Below are 20,709 nucleotides of genomic sequence, written 5' to 3'. Positions count from 1 at the left end.
CGCGATATCGGGAGATTGAAAATGCTGAAGGTGATGCGCGAGCAAATCAGCTGCGTGCCGCAAGCGTCCACGCCGCTGCCATATGACGTCGTCGCCCTGGTGCTGCAGGGTGGCGGAGCTCTGGGAGCCTATCAGGCCGGAGTGTATGAGGGCCTGCACGAAGCCGGTATCCGGCCGAACTGGTTGGCCGGCATTTCGATCGGCGCGCTCAATGCGGCGATCATTGCCGGATCGCCGGAAGATCAGCGAGTCGAGCGGCTACGCGAGTTCTGGGAGACCATCTGTGCATGGCCGGTGGGATGGCCCGCCGGCGAAGGGCTGGCCGATGCCCTCCCATTCGCGTTCGATATGCGCTCGTTGCACAATGCGATGGCAGCGATGAGGGCCTTATTCCAGGGGCAGCCCGGCTTCTTCAAGCCACGCTTCCCGTCGCCGTTCTGGTCGCCCTTTTCGGGTGATGCAGCGACCAGCTTCTACGACACCGCACCGTTGCAGCGGACGCTGGAGAAGCTCGTCGATTTCGATCGGCTGAACGCGGGCGAGGTGCGCGTCAGCGTCGGCGCGGTCAACGTCCGCACCGGCAACCTGACCTACTTTGACACGACCGAACGTAAGCTGGGGCCGAAGCATTTCATGGCTTCCGGCGCGTTGCCACCCGGCTTCCCTGCCGTCGAGATCGAAGGCGAACACTATTGGGATGGTGGCGTCGTCTGGAACACGCCGCTCTCACGCGTGCTGTCCAGCGAGCCGCGCGACACGCTGACATTCCAGGTCGATCTCTGGTCGGCCAGGGGGCGCGTTCCCAACGACATGATGGAGGTATCGAGCCGGCAGAAGGACATCCAATATTCGAGCCGTACGCGCGCCATCACGGACCAGGCGCTACGCATGCAGAAGATGCGTCAAGCGCTGCAGCGGACGATCCAGGCTTTGCCGGAACGCGCAAGGCAGGATCCGGAAATCCGCGCCATCGCGGACATGGCCCGCCATCGCTCCTACAACATCGTCCACCTCATCTATCAGTCCAAGATCTACGAGGGCCAGTCAAAGGACTACGAGTTCGGGCTGAACGCGATGCGCGCGCATTGGCAAAGCGGTCTGGACGATATCCGCCGCACGCTGGCCGACCCACGCCGCCTGGACCCGCCAGCTCCCGAGGTCGGCATCATCACACATGACGTCCACCGCCCCGATTGAAATCTAGCGTCCCACCCGACTTCGGAGAGAATCATGTCGACCCTTTCGTATGCTTCCGAGCAGGAAACGAAAACCAGCATTCGCCCGTCGCGTCAGGCGATCAGTCGCGCCGCGCTGGCATTCGCCGCCGCCCTCGGCGTCGCCGGGGCTGCCGCTTTCAGCCACTACTACATCACCACCGGCCGCTATCTGGAAACGACCGACGACGCCTACGTCAAGGCCGACTCCACCATCATTGCGCCGAAGGTTTCCGGTTACATCGCCGAAGTGCTGGTCGCCGACAATGAACCGGTGAAGGCTGGCCAGGTGCTGGCGCGCATCGACGATCGTGATTTCAAGACCGCGCTGAACCAGGCCAAGGCCGACATTGCGGCTTCGGAAGCCGCGGTCAAGAACCTCGACGCGCAGATCGAACTGCAGCAGCCCTTCATTCAGCAGCAGACGGCCGAGGTCGACGCGACCGAAGCCAATCTGAAATTCGCGCAGCAGGAGCGCGCCCGCTACGACGACCTCATGAAGTCGGGCTCGGGAACGATCCAACGCGCCCAACAGACTGACGCAGCGCTGCGCTCGCAGACTGCACAACTTCAGCAGGGCAAGGCGGGTTTGCTCGCAGCCAACAAGAAGGTCGAGGTGCTCTCGACCCAGCGCGCGCAAGCAGTCGCGCAACTCGACCGCGCACGTGCGGTCGAACACCAGGCTGCCCTGAATCTCTCCTATACGCAGATCACTGCGCCCGTCGACGGGACAGTCGGCGCGCGCACGCTGCGGGTCGGCCAATATGTTCAGGCCGGCACGCAGCTCATGGCGGTGGTGCCGCTGGATGCGGTCTACGTCGTCGCCAACTTTAAGGAAACTCAACTCACGCATGTGCGCAACGGACAGCCGGTCGAGCTACGGGTCGACAGCTTCCATTCGACCAGACTGAAGGGCCATGTCGACAGCCTGTCGCCGGCGAGCGGGCTCGAATTCGCCCTGCTGCCGCCGGACAACGCCACCGGCAATTTCACCAAGATCGTGCAGCGCGTGCCCGTGAAGATCGTGCTCGACGACCAGCACCTGAGCGGCCTCTTGCGTCCCGGAATGTCGGCGGAGCCGACGGTCAACACAAAATCGGCCGTCATCGCCGAGCGAGACGCCGAGAAACGGCTTGCCGCTCGTGGCGCCGAGCCCCGCACCTGAACAACGCACCTTCTCCTGCACGCGAGGAGACCGCCATGACGACACTGCAAACCGCCGTTAATGCCGTTCCTACCGGCCAAGGCCAATTATCGGCCGCGGCTCCCGCCGTCTCCGCAAGGACCTGGCTCGCGGTGATCGGTGCCACCCTGGGCGCCTTCATGGCGGTGCTCAACATCCAGATCGTCAATGCCTCACTTGCCGACATCCAGGGCGGCATCGGCGCAGGCATCGATGACGGCGGCTGGATCTCGACGTCTTATCTGATCGCAGAGATCGTGGTGATCCCGTTGAGCGGCTGGCTTGCTCAGGTGTTCTCGGTCCGCATCTATCTTCTCACCAACGCCTTCCTGTTTCTGGTGTTCTCGGCGGCCTGCGCGCTCCCGCAGGACCTGCCTCAGATGATCGTGCTGCGCACCTTACAAGGGTTTACCGGGGGTGTGCTGATCCCCATGGCGTTCACGCTCATCATCACGCTCCTGCCGAAGCCGAAGCAGCCGATCGGGCTGGCGATGTTCGCGATCTCCGCGACGTTCGCGCCAGCGATCGGTCCGACCATCGGCGGCTATCTCACCGAGAATTTCGGCTGGGAGTACGTCTTCTACGTCAACATTGCGCCCGGCGCGGTCATGATCGCCATGCTGTTCTTCTCGCTGGAAGCTGCGCCCATGAAGCTGTCGCAGCTTGCGGAAGGCGACTGGACTGGCATCATCACGATGGCGGTCGGGCTCGCCGCACTTCAGACCGTTCTGGAGGAGGGCAACAAGGACGACTGGTTCGGCTCGCCCTTCATCGTTCGGCTGGCCATCGTCGCCGCGGTTGCGTTGACGCTGTTTCTGGCCATCGAACTCACGGCAAATAAGCCGCTGCTCAACCTGCGAATTCTGTTCCGTCGTAATTTCGGCTTCGGCGTGCTCGCGAACTTTTTGCTCGGCGTATCGCTGTATGGCTCCGTCTACATCCTGCCGGTCTACCTGTCCCGCATCCAGGGCTACAACTCCGAGCAGATCGGCATGGTGCTCGCTTGGACCGGCCTGCCGCAGCTCCTGCTGATCCCGCTGGTGCCTCGCCTGATGAAGCGGTTCGATCCGCGCCTCGTCATCGGTATCGGCTTCGTGCTCTTCGGCGGATCCAACTTCTTGAACATCTACATGACCAACGACTACGCGGCTGATCAGCTTTTCTGGCCGAACGTCATCCGCGCGTTTGGTCAAGCCCTCGTCTTTGCTCCGCTCTCGGCGGTCGCCACCGGCGGAATCGAGGCCGAGAATGCCGGGTCCGCGTCCGCCTTGTTCAACATGATGCGCAACCTTGGAGGCGCGATCGGCATCGCTGCGCTTCAGACGCTGCTGACCAAGCGTGAGCAGTACCATTCCAACGTACTTTCGCAGTCGGTATCGATGTTCGAGCAGGCGACCCGCACCCGGCTCGATCAGCTCACGCAGTATTTCATGAGCCATGGCGTGATCGACCGTGCCGACGCCGCTCACCGCGCCTATGTCGCAATCGGCAAGGTCATCCAGAAGCAGGCGTTCATCCTCGGCTTCAGCGACACCTTCTATCTGCTCGGCGTCTCACAAATCGTCGCCCTGACTGCGGCGCTGATGCTCACCAAGCCCGACCGCCTCGACGCCGGCGGCGCCCACTGACCGTCTTTCTGTTGTGTCTCGAACATCGAAGGGAATCCCCATGTTGAAGGGAAAAGTAGCTATCGTCACCGGATCGACCAGTGGCATCGGACTGGGCATCGCGAAGGAATTGGCAAGGCTCGGCGTCGAGTTGGTGTTGAACGGCTTCGGCGACGCTGGCGAGATCGAGAAGATCCGCATCGGCATCGAACGCGAGCACGGCGCGCGCGTGGTCTACGACGGCGCCGATATGTCAAAGGGAGACGCGGTGCGCGGATTGATTGCCGCAACTGTCGAGAAATTCGGACGCCTCGACATCCTGGTGAACAATGCCGGCATCCAGTTCACCGCTCCGGTGGAGGAATTTCCAGCTGCGAAGTGGGATGCAATCCTGGCGATCAATCTGTCCGCAGCGTTCCACGGCATTGCCGCGGCGGTGCCCCAGATGAAAAAACAGGGTTGGGGACGGATCGTCAACATCGCTTCGACGCACGGTCTTGTCGCCTCGACTCACAAGGCCGCCTACGTTGCGGCCAAGCACGGGCTGGTTGGCCTGACCAAGGTGGTCGGCCTGGAAACCGCCGGCAGCGGTGTCACTTGCAACGCCGTCTGTCCCGGTTGGGTGCGAACGCCCCTGGTCGAAAAGCAGATCAGGGACATCGCCGCAGAAAGAGGCATCGATCAGAAGGAAGCGGCCAAGGAGCTTTTGGCCGAGAAGCAACCCTCTCTGGATTTCGTCTCTCCCTCGCAGCTTGGCGGCACCGTGGCTTTCCTCTGCTCGCCTGCGGCGGACCAGATCACGGGCACGGCAATCGCCGTCGATGGCGGCTGGACCGCACAGTAGCCAAGCGACACCGCACCGGCGCGCGCCGCTCCAACCGAAGACATTGAGGCCATCATGAATGCGGAGCAGAAAGTCGCTATCATCACCGGCGCGTCGCAGGGTATCGGCGAGGCCTTGGTCAAGGCATATCGCGATCGCAATTTTCGTGTCGTCGCGAATTCACGCTCGATCGGACAACCGTCTGATCCGGATATCCTTGCAGTTGCCGCGACATCGCCGATCCGACCACCGCGGAACGCATCGTGTCGCAGGCGATCCATCGCTTCGGCCGCGTCGACATTCTCGTCAACAACGCCGGCATCTTCGTCGCAAAGTCATTCACCGAATATACGGACGAAGACTATGCTCACCTGCTGAGGATCAATCTCGACGGTTTCTTCCATGTCACCCGGCGCGCAGCCAAGAACATGCTGAAGCGGGGATCCGGACGTATCGTGCAGATCACGACCAGCCTCGACGAACACGCGGTCAGCAGCGCGCCGTCGGCTCTGGCCGCCTCACGAAGGGCGGCTTGCACGCGGCAACGAAGTCGCTCGCAATCGAATATGCGAGCAAGGGCATTCGCGTCAACGCCGTGACGCCTGGCGCGCGGTCAAGACGCCGATGCATGCACCCGAAACGTACGACTTCCGACCTGCTGAATGTTCTAGTTCAACTTCCCTGCAGTTTCTATTGCGCTCGGCCGGCATATCGGGGCGATGAAACGAGTGGTGCGGGAAGATGGGACGGTGAGCCCTAGCGCATGCTCTACGACAAGCTGCCTACCGTAGATGATGACAAGGAGAGCGGTCGGTGAGTTCTCATCCAGGCAACTGACCATCTGCGCGGCAACTATCGTAGGCCGCCACGCTGATACTGGGTGATAATTATAACGCGGATGATGCAGTCCGAAATTGTTTCACCGCTACGCCGTACCTTCTGAAGCCGCTCCCACGTTTCCTCATTGATCGGTATCCGCCACTTACCGTTTGGTAAGCGTCGCCCGGTCTCGTCGGACGGAAACTCAGCCGCAATGAGGTCGCGACACTCGTCGGTGACGTCAATTTCCCGCATCGCTCTCGCGTATCGCCCGACCTACAACAATCGGCCAGTTAAATCGCAGCAATCTTTTCCGCGCCCTCAATCAACAATAGTGGTTCCAGTTACAGAAGAGGCCCTGCGTCTCGCCTCGAAATGACGCGATGAGCAACGCGTCAACATGTGACTCGCAGCACGATGGACCCATTGATGTATCGCAAGGCTTTATCCGAAACGCCGGCCCAAATTACCTTCGGAAGGCAGCCATACGTTCGGACAATCAGGAGTGAAACATGTACCGGCATATTCTCATTCCGACAGATGGGTCGGTGCTGGCGGAGCATGGGGTGGCGCACGGGTTGGCGTTGGCGAAGTTCGTTGGAGCCAAAGTATCCGTAATCAACGTTGTGGAACCGCTTTTTGCAGTGACAGGCGACTTTGCGAGCGTGTTGGATAACGCGGCAAATGCGGCCAAGAAGGCTGGCGTTCCCTGCGAGACAATTCAGGTGGAGAGTGGGCAACCGCATCAAGCCATCATCGCAACAGCCCAGGACAAAGACTGCGATCTCATTGTTATGTCATCGCATGGGCTCAGCGGACTTCCCATGCTCCTAATGGGCAGTGTGACAAACAAGGTGCTGACCTACACGAAAATACCCGTGCTGGTTTGTCACTGAATGTTGCAGACCGCCTGGGTCATTTCGGGACCGACCACGCCAGCGGCAAGTCCGGTGCGCTCGCTATGCCGCCGAAAGCGGAAGTGAGCTATATCATCCAGCTACGCAACAGCGAGAGGCTCCAACCACGTGTAGGATAGTTTTCCTGCGCATTTTTCAATTCGCAGAAGCTATAGCGCAAGCGCCGCTCCGAACCCTTCTGATTCCACTTCCAGAACCCGATCCCGCGCCCTTGCTTAATTTCCCGGCAAGCGGAAATGGCCGATCTTTAATTTGAGCGCCGGTCGGGCTTGCGGCAGGTATCGCGTATGACCCACCGTACAATGCCTGCTGCCGAGTATCGTTCGATTGCATCCGCATACAGGGCTCAAGCGAGGCAGGCCGGAATTTCTCGAAGGCGAGCCTCCCTTCTGACGAATATAAGCCGGACTTTCAGCGGCCTGGCGAGCCAGCTTGAAATGCTCGAAGCCGACGTGGCGGTGGAACAAAGGACGCTGCGATCCGGAGCGTAAATTGGAATGAGCGCGACGGCATCTTGATCACCTTGCCGCTCCTGCTGAAACCGGCAATTCTCGCCCCGGCTCTCATCCGGGTGATGCACTTCTTACCGTCGACGAGATGTGGATGCTGACGGGTGGCGGGCCGGCTGCAGCGACCCGCTGTCGGACCTTACATCTGTCGTCTCACACTTTCGAGAAATCGTTGCTTCTCGCCAGGCGCGTAACCTTGGGAAGCTCCGTAATACGGTTCATAGTAGTTATTGTACGGTGCTGCCCGGTAGTGGATCGGCGGGCGAGGCGGCGCGTAGATCATGCCCTGATTGGGACGAACATTAGCGTGCCGCCGGTGGGGATGCGCCGTAGCCGCATTCGCGGAACCACACAGGGTGACCAAAAGGCCTAACGCCAAGATGGAACGCATCGCTTGTCCTCCAATCGGCCATGCCGTCCAACAAAATAGCAGCTTCACGATTGGTCACACCTCTTCAGCCAAAGGTGCGTCGAGCAATAACTTAAGCACTGGCTACAGGGCGCGGCAGTTGATCCAAGTCAAAAGCGCGCCGGGCTAATGGCCTGCAGCCGGACAGAGTGGCGCGACCTGCCGTGTCGACGCGGCACACTATGATCGGTTCCGCGGCATAGACCGCTGGATGCGGGCCAGTGCCGCCGATTTGAACTTCCCTGCAGCATCTGCGGCAAGCTCGTTCAGGAACTTCAACAGCGCTAAAATCATAAACTTGTCGGCGCCCTTTGCTTCCCCGGGTCCGTCTCAGAACGTTCTTGTCATGTTTCACCAACCTCAGCGTGGGGCAATGGCCGCGCTTTCCGGCAGTCTAGGGAAAGCCGGCTTTTACGGAGGTCTGGCCAGCCGGGTCGCGGTAGCTGCTGGTCGTCGGGAGGAGCGCCATGGAGCGCATCTGGCTCAAGCACTACCCGCCGCGGATTCTCGACGGAGATCGACCCGTCGCGATCCGCATCGCTCGTTGCGATGCTCGAAGAACGCTTCGCCAAATATCGCGAGCACACTGCATTTATCTGCATGGACAAAGGGCTGACCTACGGCGAGACCGACGAGATGTCACGCGCTTTCGGGGCTTGGCTGCAGAGCAGAGGGGCTCTACCCGCTATCTCGGAATCAGGAAACCGAAACGACGCGCAGATTGTTGGTTGTCCCGCCCTCACCTAACGGTATTCCGGCCACGACCACCAAAGTATCGTCGGTGCTGGCGAACCCTTCCCGTTTCGCAAGCTCGGTCGCGCGGCTCACCATGTCTTCGTAGCTTTGCACGTGCTCGGAAAGCGCGCTGTGTGCACCCCACAAGAGGCAGAGACGACGGGACACTTCTACACTCGTCGTGGTGGCCAGGATCCGCACCCTGGGTCGCTTCCGAGCGACACGTGCGGCCGTTGTCCCGCTTGAGGTATAGGCGACGATGGCCGCCGCACGGATCGCCGACGCCAAGTCGGCCGCCGCCGCAGCAACCGCATGCGGCAGAGTCTGTTCCTCATCGGGCTGGGTTGCTTCGATGATCGAGCGATACATCTTGTGCTGTTCCGTGCTGCGGATGATGCGGTCCATCATTTCGACGGCTTCGCGCGGGTACTGGCCGGTGGCCGACTCCGCCGACAACATTACGGCATCCGCGCCGTCGTAGATTGCGGTTGCGACATCTGAAGCCTCGGCGCGTGTAGGCGTCGGGGCTGCCACCATGGAATCGAGCATTTGAGTCGCAACGATCACCGGCTTGACGGCCAGCCTGCAAGCACGCACCAGCTCCTTCTGACGACCAGGTACCTCCTCATGTGGAATCTCGACCCCAAGATCGCCGCGCGCGACCATGATCGCGTCCGACATCTGGATGATGTCATCGATCCGCTCGAGTGCAGCCGGTTTTTCGATCTTCGCCATGAGCCCTGCGCGTCCGCCGATCAGCGTTCGTGCTTCGATCATGTCCGACGGTTTCTGAACAAACGAAAGAGCCACCCAGTCCACGCCAAGACGCAAGCCGAATTCCAGATCGGCACGATCCTTGGCGGTGAGCGGCGACAGATTCAGAACCGTTCCGGGCAAATTGACGCCTTTGTGGTTCGAGATCGCTCCACCAACAATCACTTCGGCCTCGATGTCGTCATTGCTCAGGCTAGTCGCGCGAACGCGTACTCTGCCGTCGTCGATCAATAGATCGTCGCCAGGCGCAAGCGCTGCGAAGATTTCCGGGTGCGGCAACGGTATGGCTCGGCTATCCCCTTCCGATCCGGAGCGAACAAACCGGATGGAGTCGCCGGACCGGACCATGAGCTTCTGATCACGCAACGTGCCAATGCGGATTTTCGGGCCCTGAAGATCCATCAGAATGCCGATCGGTCGCTGCAGCTTCTGCTCGAGCGCGCGGATCGCGGCATGGACACTTGCATGATCTTCCTGGGTTCCGTGGCTGAAGTTGAGACGGAATGTGTCCACGCCTGCAACAAAGAGCTCCTTGAGCATCTCCGGCGAAGCGCTGGCGGGACCAACGGTTGCCACGATTTTTGCCCGTCGAAGACGCATAAGCGATTAATCCTTTATGCACACGACCCATTCCGGCACGATGACTGTTGCTCACATAAGCAAACTCACCCTTCATAGAAGCGAGATCGTCGCAACCGCGCCGCCAATGGAGGACTTTGAACCAGCTTCGTACGAAGGCGCGCGAATTTTCCTTCGCCCCTGACCCGATCAGGCTTTCTGATCGTCAGCAACGCCTTGCGCGCAGTTTCTGCAGACACTTCTAGCATTTTTATGCCGGGCTCGTACACTGCGGGTTGTGTAGATTGTTCGCTAGAGCGGTGCGGGATTCTGATCTGGAACGTCTCGCCATCCTATCTGTTACGTGTGGTTGGATCCACTAAGTGGGATCACCTGAAACAGGGAATAGGATTGCGAGGCAAAGGAAGCGACTTCCTTAACGGGCTTGCTGCGCAGGCGGCTAAACGCTCACCTCTTGAGGGGATTGCTGGCCAATGAAGGACATACTCGTTTTCCTTTCTCCTTCGGCGGGCAGAGATGATCTCTCTGGCGGCACGCGTTATGCGATCGGCCTGGCTCGCATGTACGGGGCGCGTCTGTCTGCATTGATCACGGAGATCGAGGCCGACCTCGCCGATTTGCCGCCTGAGCCGGACATCCGACAAGCCGGGAGCGCTCCCAGGAAGCAAACATCACGAACTGAACGGGCCGCACGAACGGCGGAGCTCGTTCAGTCCGCCCTGGCAGAGGCAAACGTACTGTGACATTCTACCAGCCGAAAGCCCGTCCATATCACTTCGCGAACGCGTCATCCATTGTACCCAGGTGCGTGATATTCTGATTATCGATGTGCGCGGACCACTCGATTCGCCCCGCAAAGACCTCGTCGAGGCAGCCCTGTTTGGCAGTGGTCGACCAATTGTCCTGGTGCCACCAGGCACCCTTGCACTCCCAGAAAGCCGGATTGTCATTGCGTGGGACGGGACACGCTCCGCGGTTCGTGCAGTTCACGATGCCTTGCCACTTCTCGTTGGAGCGCGCGAGGTGCTCGTCGTATCGGTCATTGATGACAAGCCGTTTTCGACGCCGCATTCTGGAGACGCACTCTGCCGCTATCTGGCGCGCTGGCAGGTTAATGCCAAGTTCAGTACCATCCACCGTGAGGCTCTGAACGTCGGCGCAACCCTTCTGGCCTATGCGCGGCAAGCAGACGCAGATCTGCTTGTGATGGGCGCATTCGCGCACGGATTCGAGCGCACCCTAATGCTCGGTAGCGCAACTCGAGATGTCTTCGAGGCCAGGATCGCAATTCCCGTACTCTTGTCGCACTAGCACCCCTTGGGTTGTCCGACGAATGCCCCTGCGCTGAAGAAGCCCGATATCGGCGTTGCGATGGGGCTCAAGGGCATCGAAGTCACCAAAGAGGCGGCGGACAACCTCGCCTCGATCACCGCGGCCGTAAAGAAGGCCGCACCGTCTACAACAACATTGAAACGGCGACCGCTTGGTCTGTCTTCATCCGGCTGTCCGGGCGGGCTCGGAGCGACTTGCGAGATCGACGCCACGCTGCCAAGCAGACTGACGTTCTCAAAGACATCCGCGCGCTTTCATCGCGCTACGTGGTTGCATCGATACGCGCGCGCTCGGCCACCACTTCAGCATGGAGACGCTCGACATCCTCCCGTCGGCACAATTGGGTGCCATGGGTCAGGACGGCCGCGGCTCCGGCGGCCATGCCGAGCATGAAGGCGTCCTCGACACTTTGTCGGCGCGCAAGCGCGAAAGTCATGGCCGCCACGAAGCTGTCGCCAGCCCCGACGGCGCTCACGGCCTTCACCTTGGGACCTCTCAGGCGCAACGTGCCGGAGGGATACGCGAGCAACGCACCATCGCGCCCCATGCTGACAGCAAGGTTTTCGACGGAGCCATTGGCCACCAAAGATGTCGCCGCCTCGACAAGTTCCTCGGCGGATTCAATCTTTCGGTGTGTCAGAATCTCGAACTCCCCGAAACTGGGCTTGGCGAGATAAATGCCCCCTGCCGATATCGCGGCGTGGAGTGCAGGCCCTGACGTGTCAAGGATCAGGCGTGCTCCCTTACGCCTCACAATGCGCGCCAGGCGGGCGTAAAAATCGATGGGAACCCCGGGCGGCAGGCTGCCGCTCGCGACGACATAGTCTGCATCGCATTCGCCAAGTTCGGATAGAGCCGATTGCCACTCCGCCTCGACAAGGGCCGAGCCCTCGCTTACGAAACGATACTCTAGCCCCGAAATCTCTTCCAAGACCGTGAAACTGATGCGAGTGCCGCCGGCTACCTCGATGCATTTTCCCGGCACGCCCAATTTCGCGACGAGTTCGTTCAAGACGAGTCCAGTTGCGCCGCCGGAAAGGTAGATAGCATAGGACCCAAGGCCCAGTTCCTTCAGCACGCGCGCGACATTGATGCCGCCACCCCCAGCGTCAGTGCGCTGTCCTACCGCTCGGTTCTTACGGATCGGTCTGATCTCGTTTGACTTGAACGCGAGATCGATGGTCGGGCTCAGCGTCAGCGTAACGATCGGCTTTGAGGCTATCTCCGGCTGCTGTATCATGGCGTAAGCCTTCTCGCCTGGGGATAGAAAGGTTGAAAGTTATCACCGTTGGAGGCTGAGAGCCATGCGGCTAGTCGGCGACATTGGTGGAACCAACGCAAGGTTTGCGATTGCAGAGCCGGGCAAGTGTCCCCGCGACGTACGCAAGCTCCCTGCTGCTCAATATCCCAATCTCGCTGACGCAGCAGAGGACTATCTGTCTCGTGCTCCGAAGGTGGAAGATGCGGTGCTTGCGGTAGCCGGTCCCGTATTGGGTGATGATGTCTGGTTCAGCAACAGCACTTGGCGATTCTCGATCGAGGATGTGCGCCGGCGACTCCGCTTGCGCAAGCTGATCGTCATCAACGATCTCGTCGCCCAAGCATTGTCCTTTGCTGCGTTGCAGCCCGATGAGATCGGCGCGGTGAAATCGGGAACCCGCAATCCGGAGCACCCTAGCCTGGTGATTGGACCCGGAACCGGCCTCGGAGTCGCTTTTCTGCTGAACAATGCGGGTACGTTTGTCGGCCTCCCGAGCGAGGCCGGACATGCAACATTCGCCCCGACGGACCGCCTGCAGGCGGAAATCCAGTCGCGTCTTCAGGATCAACATGCACATGTGTCAGTTGAGCGGTTGCTGTCAGGATCGGGACTGTTGTCGATCGCGACGGCTTTGGCCGAGATCAACGGGCAGATCATCGACGTTCAGGATCCAAGAGACGTTTCGGCGCGCGCTGCAGCAGGTCAGTGCCCCACCTGTCGTGAGGCAATAAGGATCTTCTCATCCATCCTCGGTTCTACGGCGGGCAGCCTCGCGCTGACCCTTCTGACCAGCGGCGGAGTCGTCATCACTGGCGGACTATGCCGCGGGCTGCGGCCACTATGGGATGTGGAAGCATTGACCGGAGCTTTCGTCGCAAAGGGACGGTTCAGCTCATACCTGGACGGGATACCGATCGATCAGATCTTGCGTCCTCACGCAGGTCTACTCGGCGCGGCACGGTACGTAGAGCGAAGCCGCTCCATTTGAGCTGAGCCAGAACGGGCGCGCGACGAAACTCAAGCTGAACGGCTATTGAGGGACCTGTGATGTCTTCACAAACAAGCCCGATGCCGAGCCCAGGGATGTCTCGCATTGCCGGTCTTATTCCGTCGCGATTTGATGCCGCAGCCTTCGATCTTGATGGCGTGATTACGGATACCGCGCGCATCCATTTCCAGGCGTGGCAGCAAACCTTCGATGCCTTTTTCGAAGGCGCCACCCGCCGCACCGGCGTTAGCTTTGCGCCACTCACGCTCCAGGATTATCACAGCTACATCGACGGGCGTCCCCGCGAGGAGGCTATTCGTGCCTTTCTGTCCGCTCGAGTTATGGAGATAGCGGAAGGCGGCGAAGCGGACGGCCCCGAAGCCGAAACCGTCCACGGCCTCGCCAAGCGAAAGGACGGGCTGTTTCTGGAGCGGATGCGCAGCAAGGGGGTAGACATCTATCCGTCCACGCTGGCGCTGATACGGCGTCTACGCGCCCTCGGCCTCAGTACGGCGGTGGTTTCGGCGAGCCGAAACTGCCGAGAGGTTCTGCAAGCCACGCGACTCGACCGGCTGTTCGATGCTCGCGTCGACGGACAGGATGCCGCGGCGTCGGGGCTGCGAGGGAAGCCAGCGCCGGACACGTTTCTTGAGGCGGCGCGACGCCTCGGGACCTCGCCCGAGCGCACCGTCGTCATCGAGGACGCGATTGCCGGAGTGGCCGCGGGACGCGCCGGCGGCTTCGGCCTTGTCATCGGCATCGACCGGACCGGCCATGGGACGGCCCTGAAAGACGCCGGCGCCGATATCGTTGTCGCCGACCTCAACCAGATCGATTTGGAATGGGAGGATGGGCTGGCACGGCGGCGCACGACTCGGCTGGATGTGCATCGGCTCGACCCGTTCATCGCGCAACCAGGGACAGAGACCTGCCATCCGGCAGCACAGGCTAGACCGGACCCGTGGCTGTTTGCCCATGAGGGTTTCGATCCTTCCTTGGAAGGCCGTCGCGAAACCCTGTTCGCCGTCGGCAACGGGTACTTCGTGACTCGCGGAGCGGCTGCCGAGGCACGCGCTGATGATCTGTATTATCCCGGCACGTATCTTGCCGGCGCCTACAACCGGCTCACGACGCTGATCGATGGCCGTCCGATCGAGAACGAGGACCTGGTCAACCTCCCCAACTGGCTGCCACTGACGTTCCGAATCGATGAAGGAGAATGGTTCGACCTGCGTCGCATCGAAATCCTTGGGTATCGGCTAACGCTCGATCTGCGCCGCGGCCTTTACTTGCGAACTTTGCGGGTACGCGACGCGCACGGGCGGGAAACCAGCCTCGCCGAGCGCCGGTTCGTGCACATGGACGCCCAGCACCTCGCCGGCCAGCATGTCACCATCACTTCGGAGAACTGGTCGGGCCGGCTCACGGTGCGCGCCATGCTGGATGGCGACGTCGCCAATACCGGCGTGCTGCGCTACAAAGCGTTTGCAAGCAGGAATCTGCGCGTGTGCGACGCGACCACCATTGCACCCTGCTCCATGCTGCTCCAGGTCGAGACGACGCAGTCGAAACTGCGGATCGCGCAGGCCGCGCGGATTGAGGTAAGCGTACGCGGTCTCGATGTCGCCGTCGACAAGCGCCCGATCAAGGAAGCCGCACGTGTTGGCTACGACGTCATGCTTGACGTCATGCCGGGCGTCAGCACTGAAATCGAGAAGATCATCGCGCTGTATACCTCCAGAGATCGCGCCATCGCGGATCCAGAAACTGCGGCGCGCACTGCGATCGTGCGGGCCGACGGCTTTGATGCACTTCTGAAAACCCATGAACGTGCCTGGGCATACCTGTGGGAGCGCACTGATCTTGATCTGCTCGATGTCGGCAGCGACGAAGCGGAGGAGACGCATTTGGCTGTGCGCCTGCACCTCTTCCATCTGCTCCAGACAGCTTCCAGTCACAGCATGGAGCTGGACGCCGGCATCCCTGCCCGCGGCTGGCATGGCGAGGGATATCGCGGCCACATTTTCTGGGACGAGCTATTCATCTTCCCATTATTGAGCTTGCACCTGCCGATCCTCGCTCGTGCGCTGCTGCTCTACCGCTACCGGCGCCTCGACGAAGCACGATGGGCCGCCCGGCAAGCTGGATTCCGCGGTGCAATGTACCCGTGGCAGAGCGGCAGCGATGGGCGCGAAGAAACCGACGTCATGTACTTCAACCCTCGTTCCGGCAACTGGATCAAGGACGACACGCATCTTCAGCGCCATGTTGGCGCGGCGGTTGCCTACAATGTCTGGCAGTACTACCAAGCGACCGACGATGCCGATTTCCTTTACTCCTTCGGCGCCGAGTTGATGTTCGAGATCGCCCGCTTCTGGGGCAGCATCGCGCAATGGGACGAAGCACGCGGCCGCTACGATATTCGCGGCGTCATGGGCCCGGACGAATTCCACGACGGCTATCCTGATCGCGATGCGCCGGGCTTGGACAACAACGCATACACCAATGTCATGGCGGCTTGGTGCATAACGCGCGCGCTCGACCTCTTTGAACTGTTGCCGCAAGGACGCTGCGAGGAGCTGTGTCGGGACCTGCGGATCGAGCAGGAGGAACTCGCACATTTGGAACATGTCAGCTGCAAGCTTTACCTGCCATTCCATAACGATGGCATTCTCAGCCAGTTTGAGGGCTATGAGGCTCTGCAGGAGTTCGACTGGAATACTTATCGGCACAAGTATCCAAGCATCATGCGCCTCGATCTGATCCTCGAGGCAGAGAACGACACGCCCAATCGCTACAAGCTCTCCAAGCAGGCCGACGTCCTGATGTTGTTCTATGTGTTTTCTGCAGAAGAACTGGCGGAGCTCTTCGACCGTCTCGGCTATGCCTTCGATCCTGGTACGATCCCCAGAACCATCGACTACTATTTGCGGCGCAGCTCGCACGGCTCCACCTTAAGCGCAATTGCGCATGCCTGGGTATTAGCGCGCTCCTGCCGGCAGCGCGCCTGGTCGCTGTTCACGGAGGCTCTGCAAAGCGACATCAGCGACGTTCAAGGAGGAACCACGCGCGAAGGCATCCATCTTGGCGCCATGGCTGGCACGATCGACCTATTGCAACGCTGCTTCACAGGGCTGGAGCTGCGCGGAGACGAACTACATTTCCATCCGGCACTGCCGGATGAATTGCGTCGGCTTGCTTTTCGGCTCCGCTATCGCCAGCACACGCTTAGCGTGGACATAACTCAGGATGCACTAACGCTGTCGAGTGATCCCAGTGGGGCGGAACCGATCTCTATCGCGGTCGGCGACCGTCATGTCGTCCTCCGCCCGGGCGAGCGCACCAGCCTGACGCTCGTTCGTCCCTCGTGACCACACGGGCACTAGCTCGGCAGCCCGTTGTGGGCGTCCTGAACAACGAAGATCCTGGTTTGAGAAGTGAAATCGCCTGCAACGAGAACCTCAATGCCCCGATACAACGTTCTGAGGCGTCCCCCGCGCAAATGCCTCGATGTTAGAAAGTGTCGTCGCGACGATTCGCTCCAGTGCCGCCTCGGTGTTGTAGGCATTGTGCGGCGTACAAATCACATTCGGAAAGCGCAGCAACACGTGGTTTGCTACTAGCGCTTTGAAATCGTCGGCGTCCGGGGCCGCCTCCTGGTGGAAGATCGCCGCCTCTTCACGGATCAAGGGTTCCTGCGGCAGGACATCGAGGCCAGCGCCGCGAAGCCTTCCATCAGCCAGCGCCCGCACCAGCGCTTCAACGTCAACGATGTGGCCGCGTGCGGTATTGATCAGGATTGCACCCGGCTTCATGCGGGAGAACTCACGATCCGAGAGCAAGCGAGCGGTGCCAGACGTTGCAGGCACGTGCAGCGTTACGACGTCGGAATCGGACAATAGCTTGTCAAGGTTGGTGTAGGTGAACTTGAGCCGGGTAGCGGCCGCTTCGTCCGGTCGGAGATCATAAGCAAGAACATTCATGCCGAAACCGCATGCGATTTCGATCACACGGAGCCCGATCCGGCCGGTGCCGACTACGCCGATCACCCCGTCGCGGAGCTCAAAGCCCCGCAGCCCTGTCTGCGTGAACCGCCCGCGTCGCGTCTGCTCCACCGACTCCACGAGTTTGCGCGCAACGCCCAACAGCAGAGCGAAAACGTGCTCGGCCACTGTCGAGTCGCCGTAGTCAGGCACGTTCGACACAGTGATGGCGTGCGTGGCGCAGTAATTGAGATCGATGTGATCGTATCCGGTCGATCGCGTCGCAATCAGTCTTAGCTTCGGAAATTGTGAGAGGGCCGATGCGTCCAACCGCGAATTGACGAATGGGCTGGCAACCTCGGCGTCGGAGAACTCAGCCGCGTTCCGCTTGTCGAGCGGTTCAGCAATGCATCGTACGCGATGGTGTGGCTCAAGGCGCAGGAAGGCTGGTCGCTCCCATTCCTCGGTTTCAAATACGACGATGTTCATGGTGGCCTCCCGGGTCTGAGCACGGGTTCGCAGCGCCGATGAGCTTATACGGTCCTATCCCATGCAGCCTCACATTGATGGCAGGATTCGGTCAACGCGCCGGCTTCTGATAGGACAGAGCTGCTGAGACATTTTCCTTCGAGATGGTGGGCTAAAGCATACGATGTGTACCCTCCGGTCGTCTCTCAACCTCCAAATGGGAACCACCGCACAAGCGTCAGCGCCAGAGCGCCCCCGAGCGCCAGGCATCCAAGACAAACTGGTCCCGTCTTTCTCAGCACATCGCCTTCGCGTCCTTGCAGGCCGACCGTCGCGGCGCCTGTGATGATGTTGTGCAGCGCCGCGCAATTGCCGACGGCAGCTCCGAATCCTTGGGCGGAGACTAGCGCGAGCATCGGCAAGCCGAGCCTGGCGGCCGCCGCCTGCTGAAGATCCGTCAGGAGGATGTTGGAGACGGTTGTCGAGCCTGTGATGAAGGAGCCGATGGCCCCAACTGAAGGAGCAAGCAGCGGCCAGGCCTGACCGGTCCGCGTGGCTGTCTCCGCCAGCGCCTCAATCATGCCCGCATGGACCATCAGCCGGGCTATAGCGAGCATCGCGAATAAGGCAACTGCAACGGGAACTAGCCGTCGAACGGCAGTGGTGACGGCACCGGCCAGATCGTCAGTCTTGCACCCCTGTAAGAGCCCTCCGAGCAGAAATCCTGCGAGCAGCATGGTCCCGGGATGATAGAGGGGCTCTACGCGACCGCCGAACGGTCCAGGCAACCCCCATTCGAGCACAATGTGCCGGAGCGCATCGCGGATCTGCGGAACGAGTCGCGTCACGAGGATTAAACCAACCAGGACGGCATATGGCAGACCAGCAATGGCAAGCGATCTCGCGTCTAGGCTTTTAGATTGCTGTGCGTGCACCCGCCTGAGCACAAAAGCAAATACCGATCCGCCGGCAAGGGCGCCGCCGAGCGTCGGCAGCTCTGGTCCCACCCAAATGGCCAAGGCCAGGTAAGGCAGCAGGAAACAAATGGCGGCGACGATCGCCCATGCCACATATTTCGCCTGGAAACGTCCTGTGCCCGCGATGAACACGATCGAAAGCACCAGCAATGGCGCCAGGCTCGCGTGCAGCAATGCCGTCGGCGGCGCGATGCTGTTGCCGCTAACGCCTGACACGTCGGTCTGCGCGAAGATCGGAGTGCCGAGCGCGCCAAAAGAAGTGCCTGTGACATGACCAATAAGCGGTAACGCGACCGCCACGACGGGCGTGAAGCCGAGGCTGACCAGCAGAGGCGCAGCCAGAGCTATCGGCGTGCCGAACCCCGCCGCCCCTTCCATGAATGGCGCGAAGAACCAAGCGATGATGAGAGCAAGCAAGGTCTTGTCCGAGGACAGGCTCATCAGTCCCGTCCGGATAGCATCGATCGCGCCCGAACGCTGCTGCAGCTCATAGAGAGACAAGGCCGGCAGGATGATCCACAGGATGTCAACGGCCGAGAAAATGGCCTCCGCGCCGGTTCCGATGAGCGTTCCGGCGAGGCCTTGCTCAGCATAGATACTCGTTCCTAAGCCAAAGAATCCGATTGCGCCAGCCGTGGCCGCCACGAGTCCGACCAGTCCCGCGTTCGCGGCCGACCACCGCAATACGGCCATGAGAAGAACGATCAGGGCGAGCGGAGCAATCGCGACCAAAGCTGCCATTCAACTTCCCGTGGACTTGATTTGGCTCAAACCCCAACCAAACGTTACCATGCGCCGACCTTTCGCAGAACCAGGCCACCTGATTGCGATTGCAAAAAATCGCCTGCATACGCGAAAGATTCCTAAGCGATGCGATAGCTCTTGAAACGGTAGCCGGGACCAGGTGTCCGGATCGCACAGGAGGCTAGCAAGCGACCGCAGATCAAGGTCGGCCGCCACAGATCGCGTTTAAACAATCGTCGCAGTCTTCGCGATCCAAACACTGTCGAGCGTAGTGCCAGGAAAGGGAGCCGAAGAAATGACCATTCGCATCGCCATCAATGGATTCGGCCGCATCGGCCGCAATACTCTCAGGGCCATCATCGAAGACGGCCGCAAGGATATCGAGGTGGTCGCGGTCAATGACCTGGGGCCTGTCGAGACCAACGCGCACCTTCTACGATACGATTCCGTGCACGGCCGCTTCCCAGGTGAAGTAACGGTTGAAGGCGACGCCATCAGCGTTGGCGGCCGCAAGGTCAGGGTGACCGCGATCAAGGATCCCTCAAGTCTGCCATGGAAGGACCTCGGCGTTGACATCGCGCTCGAATGCACGGGCGTCTTCAACTCGAAGGCCAAAGCTTCCGCTCACCTCACAGCGGGCGCAAAGGCCATCCTAGTCTCTGCGCCCGCCGACGGCGCCGATATCACGGTAGTTTACGGCGTTAACCACGGCGCGCTGTCGAAGGAGCACAGGGTCGTCTCCGCCGCCTCGTGCACAACCAACTGTCTGGCGCCCGTTGCCAAGGTGCTCAACGATGCGATCGGGATCGAAAAGGGCTTCATGACAACGATCCATGCCTATACCGGCGATCAGCCGACGCTTGATACATTGCACAGAGACTTGTACCGCGCGCGAGCCGCGGCGATGTCGATGATCCCGACCTCAACAGGCGCGGCAAAGGCGGTCGGCCTCGTGTTGCCGGAACTGAACGGCAAACTTGACGGTGTCGCCATTCGCGTTCCAGTGCCAAATGTTTCGGTGGTCGATTTCAAGTTCGTCGCGAAGAGGGCCACATCGAAGGACGAGGTGAACGCCGCGATCAAGCGAGCCGCCGACCAGCAGCTCAAGGGGATTCTTGGCTATACCAACAATCCTAATGTTTCCGTCGACTTCAACCACGATCCGCACAGTTCCGTCTTTCACATGGATCAGACGAAGGTCTTGGACGGCACGCTGGTGCGCGTGATGTCCTGGTATGACAACGAGTGGGGATTCTCGTGCCGCATGGCGGATACCGCCGTAGCAATGGGGAAGTTGATCTGAACAAGATTAGACGCTCCGCTGATGCGCCGCATACGGATGGCACGCTTCGTTGAGGCGGAGAGTTCGATCGTGCCGCCGGTCCGC

General features: G+C 60.6%; 14 protein-coding genes and 1 pseudogene. 11 read left to right on the top strand and 4 right to left on the bottom strand.

The features are described from left to right. Positions 1 to 21 precede the first annotated feature (21 nt). The 6 genes and pseudogenes from SO139_RS25335 to SO139_RS25310 all read left to right on the top strand — a co-directional run bounded on the left by SO139_RS25335 (position 22) and on the right by SO139_RS25310 (position 6,542). Complete coding sequence (locus SO139_RS25335; protein ID WP_449381910.1) at positions 22 to 1,197, top strand: DUF3734 domain-containing protein; 1,176 nt, start codon at positions 22 to 24, stop codon at positions 1,195 to 1,197. A gap of 33 nt (positions 1,198 to 1,230) precedes the next feature. Then, on the top strand, positions 1,231 to 2,379 hold the full coding sequence (locus tag SO139_RS25330; protein WP_449381909.1) for an HlyD family secretion protein: 1,149 nt from the start codon (positions 1,231 to 1,233) through the stop codon (positions 2,377 to 2,379). A gap of 35 nt (positions 2,380 to 2,414) precedes the next feature. Then, entirely contained in the window at positions 2,415 to 4,025 is a 1,611-nt protein-coding gene (locus SO139_RS25325; protein ID WP_498540758.1) for a DHA2 family efflux MFS transporter permease subunit, read from the top strand. 40 nt (positions 4,026 to 4,065) lie between these two features. Then, positions 4,066 to 4,848 carry a 3-hydroxybutyrate dehydrogenase gene (locus tag SO139_RS25320; protein ID WP_449381907.1) on the top strand — a complete coding sequence of 261 codons (783 nt, stop codon included), beginning with the start codon at positions 4,066 to 4,068 and terminating at the stop codon, positions 4,846 to 4,848. A 54-nt stretch (positions 4,849 to 4,902) separates the two neighbouring features. Next, positions 4,903 to 5,472: pseudogene (locus SO139_RS25315) on the top strand (SDR family NAD(P)-dependent oxidoreductase); the annotation flags it as partial. A 686-nt stretch (positions 5,473 to 6,158) separates the two neighbouring features. Then, positions 6,159 to 6,542: a universal stress protein gene (locus SO139_RS25310; protein ID WP_449381906.1), complete on the top strand. Its 384-nt coding sequence runs from the start codon at positions 6,159 to 6,161 to the stop codon at positions 6,540 to 6,542. 1,635 nt (positions 6,543 to 8,177) lie between these two features. On the opposite strand, the gene pyk is transcribed toward SO139_RS25310, so the two are convergent. After that, the gene (gene pyk, locus SO139_RS25305; protein ID WP_449381905.1) at positions 8,178 to 9,590 is read right to left on the bottom strand and encodes a pyruvate kinase; all 1,413 of its coding nucleotides are present in this window, start codon (positions 9,588 to 9,590) and stop codon (positions 8,178 to 8,180) included. A gap of 452 nt (positions 9,591 to 10,042) precedes the next feature. Between pyk and SO139_RS25300 the strand changes: the two genes are divergently transcribed. Then, a complete protein-coding gene (locus SO139_RS25300; protein ID WP_498540757.1) occupies positions 10,043 to 10,312 on the top strand; it encodes a hypothetical protein in 270 nt (89 codons plus the stop codon). Between the two features lie 61 nt (positions 10,313 to 10,373). Continuing rightward, on the top strand, positions 10,374 to 10,880 hold the full coding sequence (locus SO139_RS25295; RefSeq protein ID WP_498540756.1) for a universal stress protein: 507 nt from the start codon (positions 10,374 to 10,376) through the stop codon (positions 10,878 to 10,880). A gap of 283 nt (positions 10,881 to 11,163) precedes the next feature. On the opposite strand, the gene SO139_RS25290 is transcribed toward SO139_RS25295, so the two are convergent. Further along, positions 11,164 to 12,141 (bottom strand): 1-phosphofructokinase family hexose kinase, encoded by a 978-nt coding sequence (locus SO139_RS25290; RefSeq protein WP_449381903.1) that lies wholly within the window; start codon positions 12,139 to 12,141, stop codon positions 11,164 to 11,166. A 64-nt stretch (positions 12,142 to 12,205) separates the two neighbouring features. Here SO139_RS25290 and glk point away from each other — a divergent pair, with 64 nt between their 5' ends. Further along, positions 12,206 to 13,150: a glucokinase gene (glk, locus tag SO139_RS25285; RefSeq protein WP_449381902.1), complete on the top strand. Its 945-nt coding sequence runs from the start codon at positions 12,206 to 12,208 to the stop codon at positions 13,148 to 13,150. 95 nt (positions 13,151 to 13,245) lie between these two features. Then, a complete protein-coding gene (locus tag SO139_RS25280) occupies positions 13,246 to 16,521 on the top strand; it encodes a beta-phosphoglucomutase family hydrolase (protein WP_449381901.1) in 3,276 nt (1,091 codons plus the stop codon). Between the two features lie 90 nt (positions 16,522 to 16,611). Here SO139_RS25280 and SO139_RS25275 read toward each other — a convergent pair whose 3' ends face one another. Next, positions 16,612 to 17,622 (bottom strand): hydroxyacid dehydrogenase, encoded by a 1,011-nt coding sequence (locus SO139_RS25275; protein ID WP_449381900.1) that lies wholly within the window; start codon positions 17,620 to 17,622, stop codon positions 16,612 to 16,614. A gap of 185 nt (positions 17,623 to 17,807) precedes the next feature. Then, positions 17,808 to 19,319, bottom strand: coding sequence for an L-lactate permease (locus SO139_RS25270; RefSeq protein ID WP_449381899.1), 1,512 nt, complete (start codon positions 19,317 to 19,319; stop codon positions 17,808 to 17,810). A gap of 298 nt (positions 19,320 to 19,617) precedes the next feature. Between SO139_RS25270 and gap the strand changes: the two genes are divergently transcribed. Continuing rightward, on the top strand, positions 19,618 to 20,625 hold the full coding sequence (gene gap, locus SO139_RS25265; protein ID WP_449381898.1) for a type I glyceraldehyde-3-phosphate dehydrogenase: 1,008 nt from the start codon (positions 19,618 to 19,620) through the stop codon (positions 20,623 to 20,625). The last annotated feature ends 84 nt before the right edge of the window (positions 20,626 to 20,709 follow it).

This window comes from Bradyrhizobium sp. UFLA05-89 (assembly GCF_059803475.1).
Note: the sequence above shows the minus strand (reverse complement) of the source record. Positions and strands in the feature narration are given on the sequence as shown.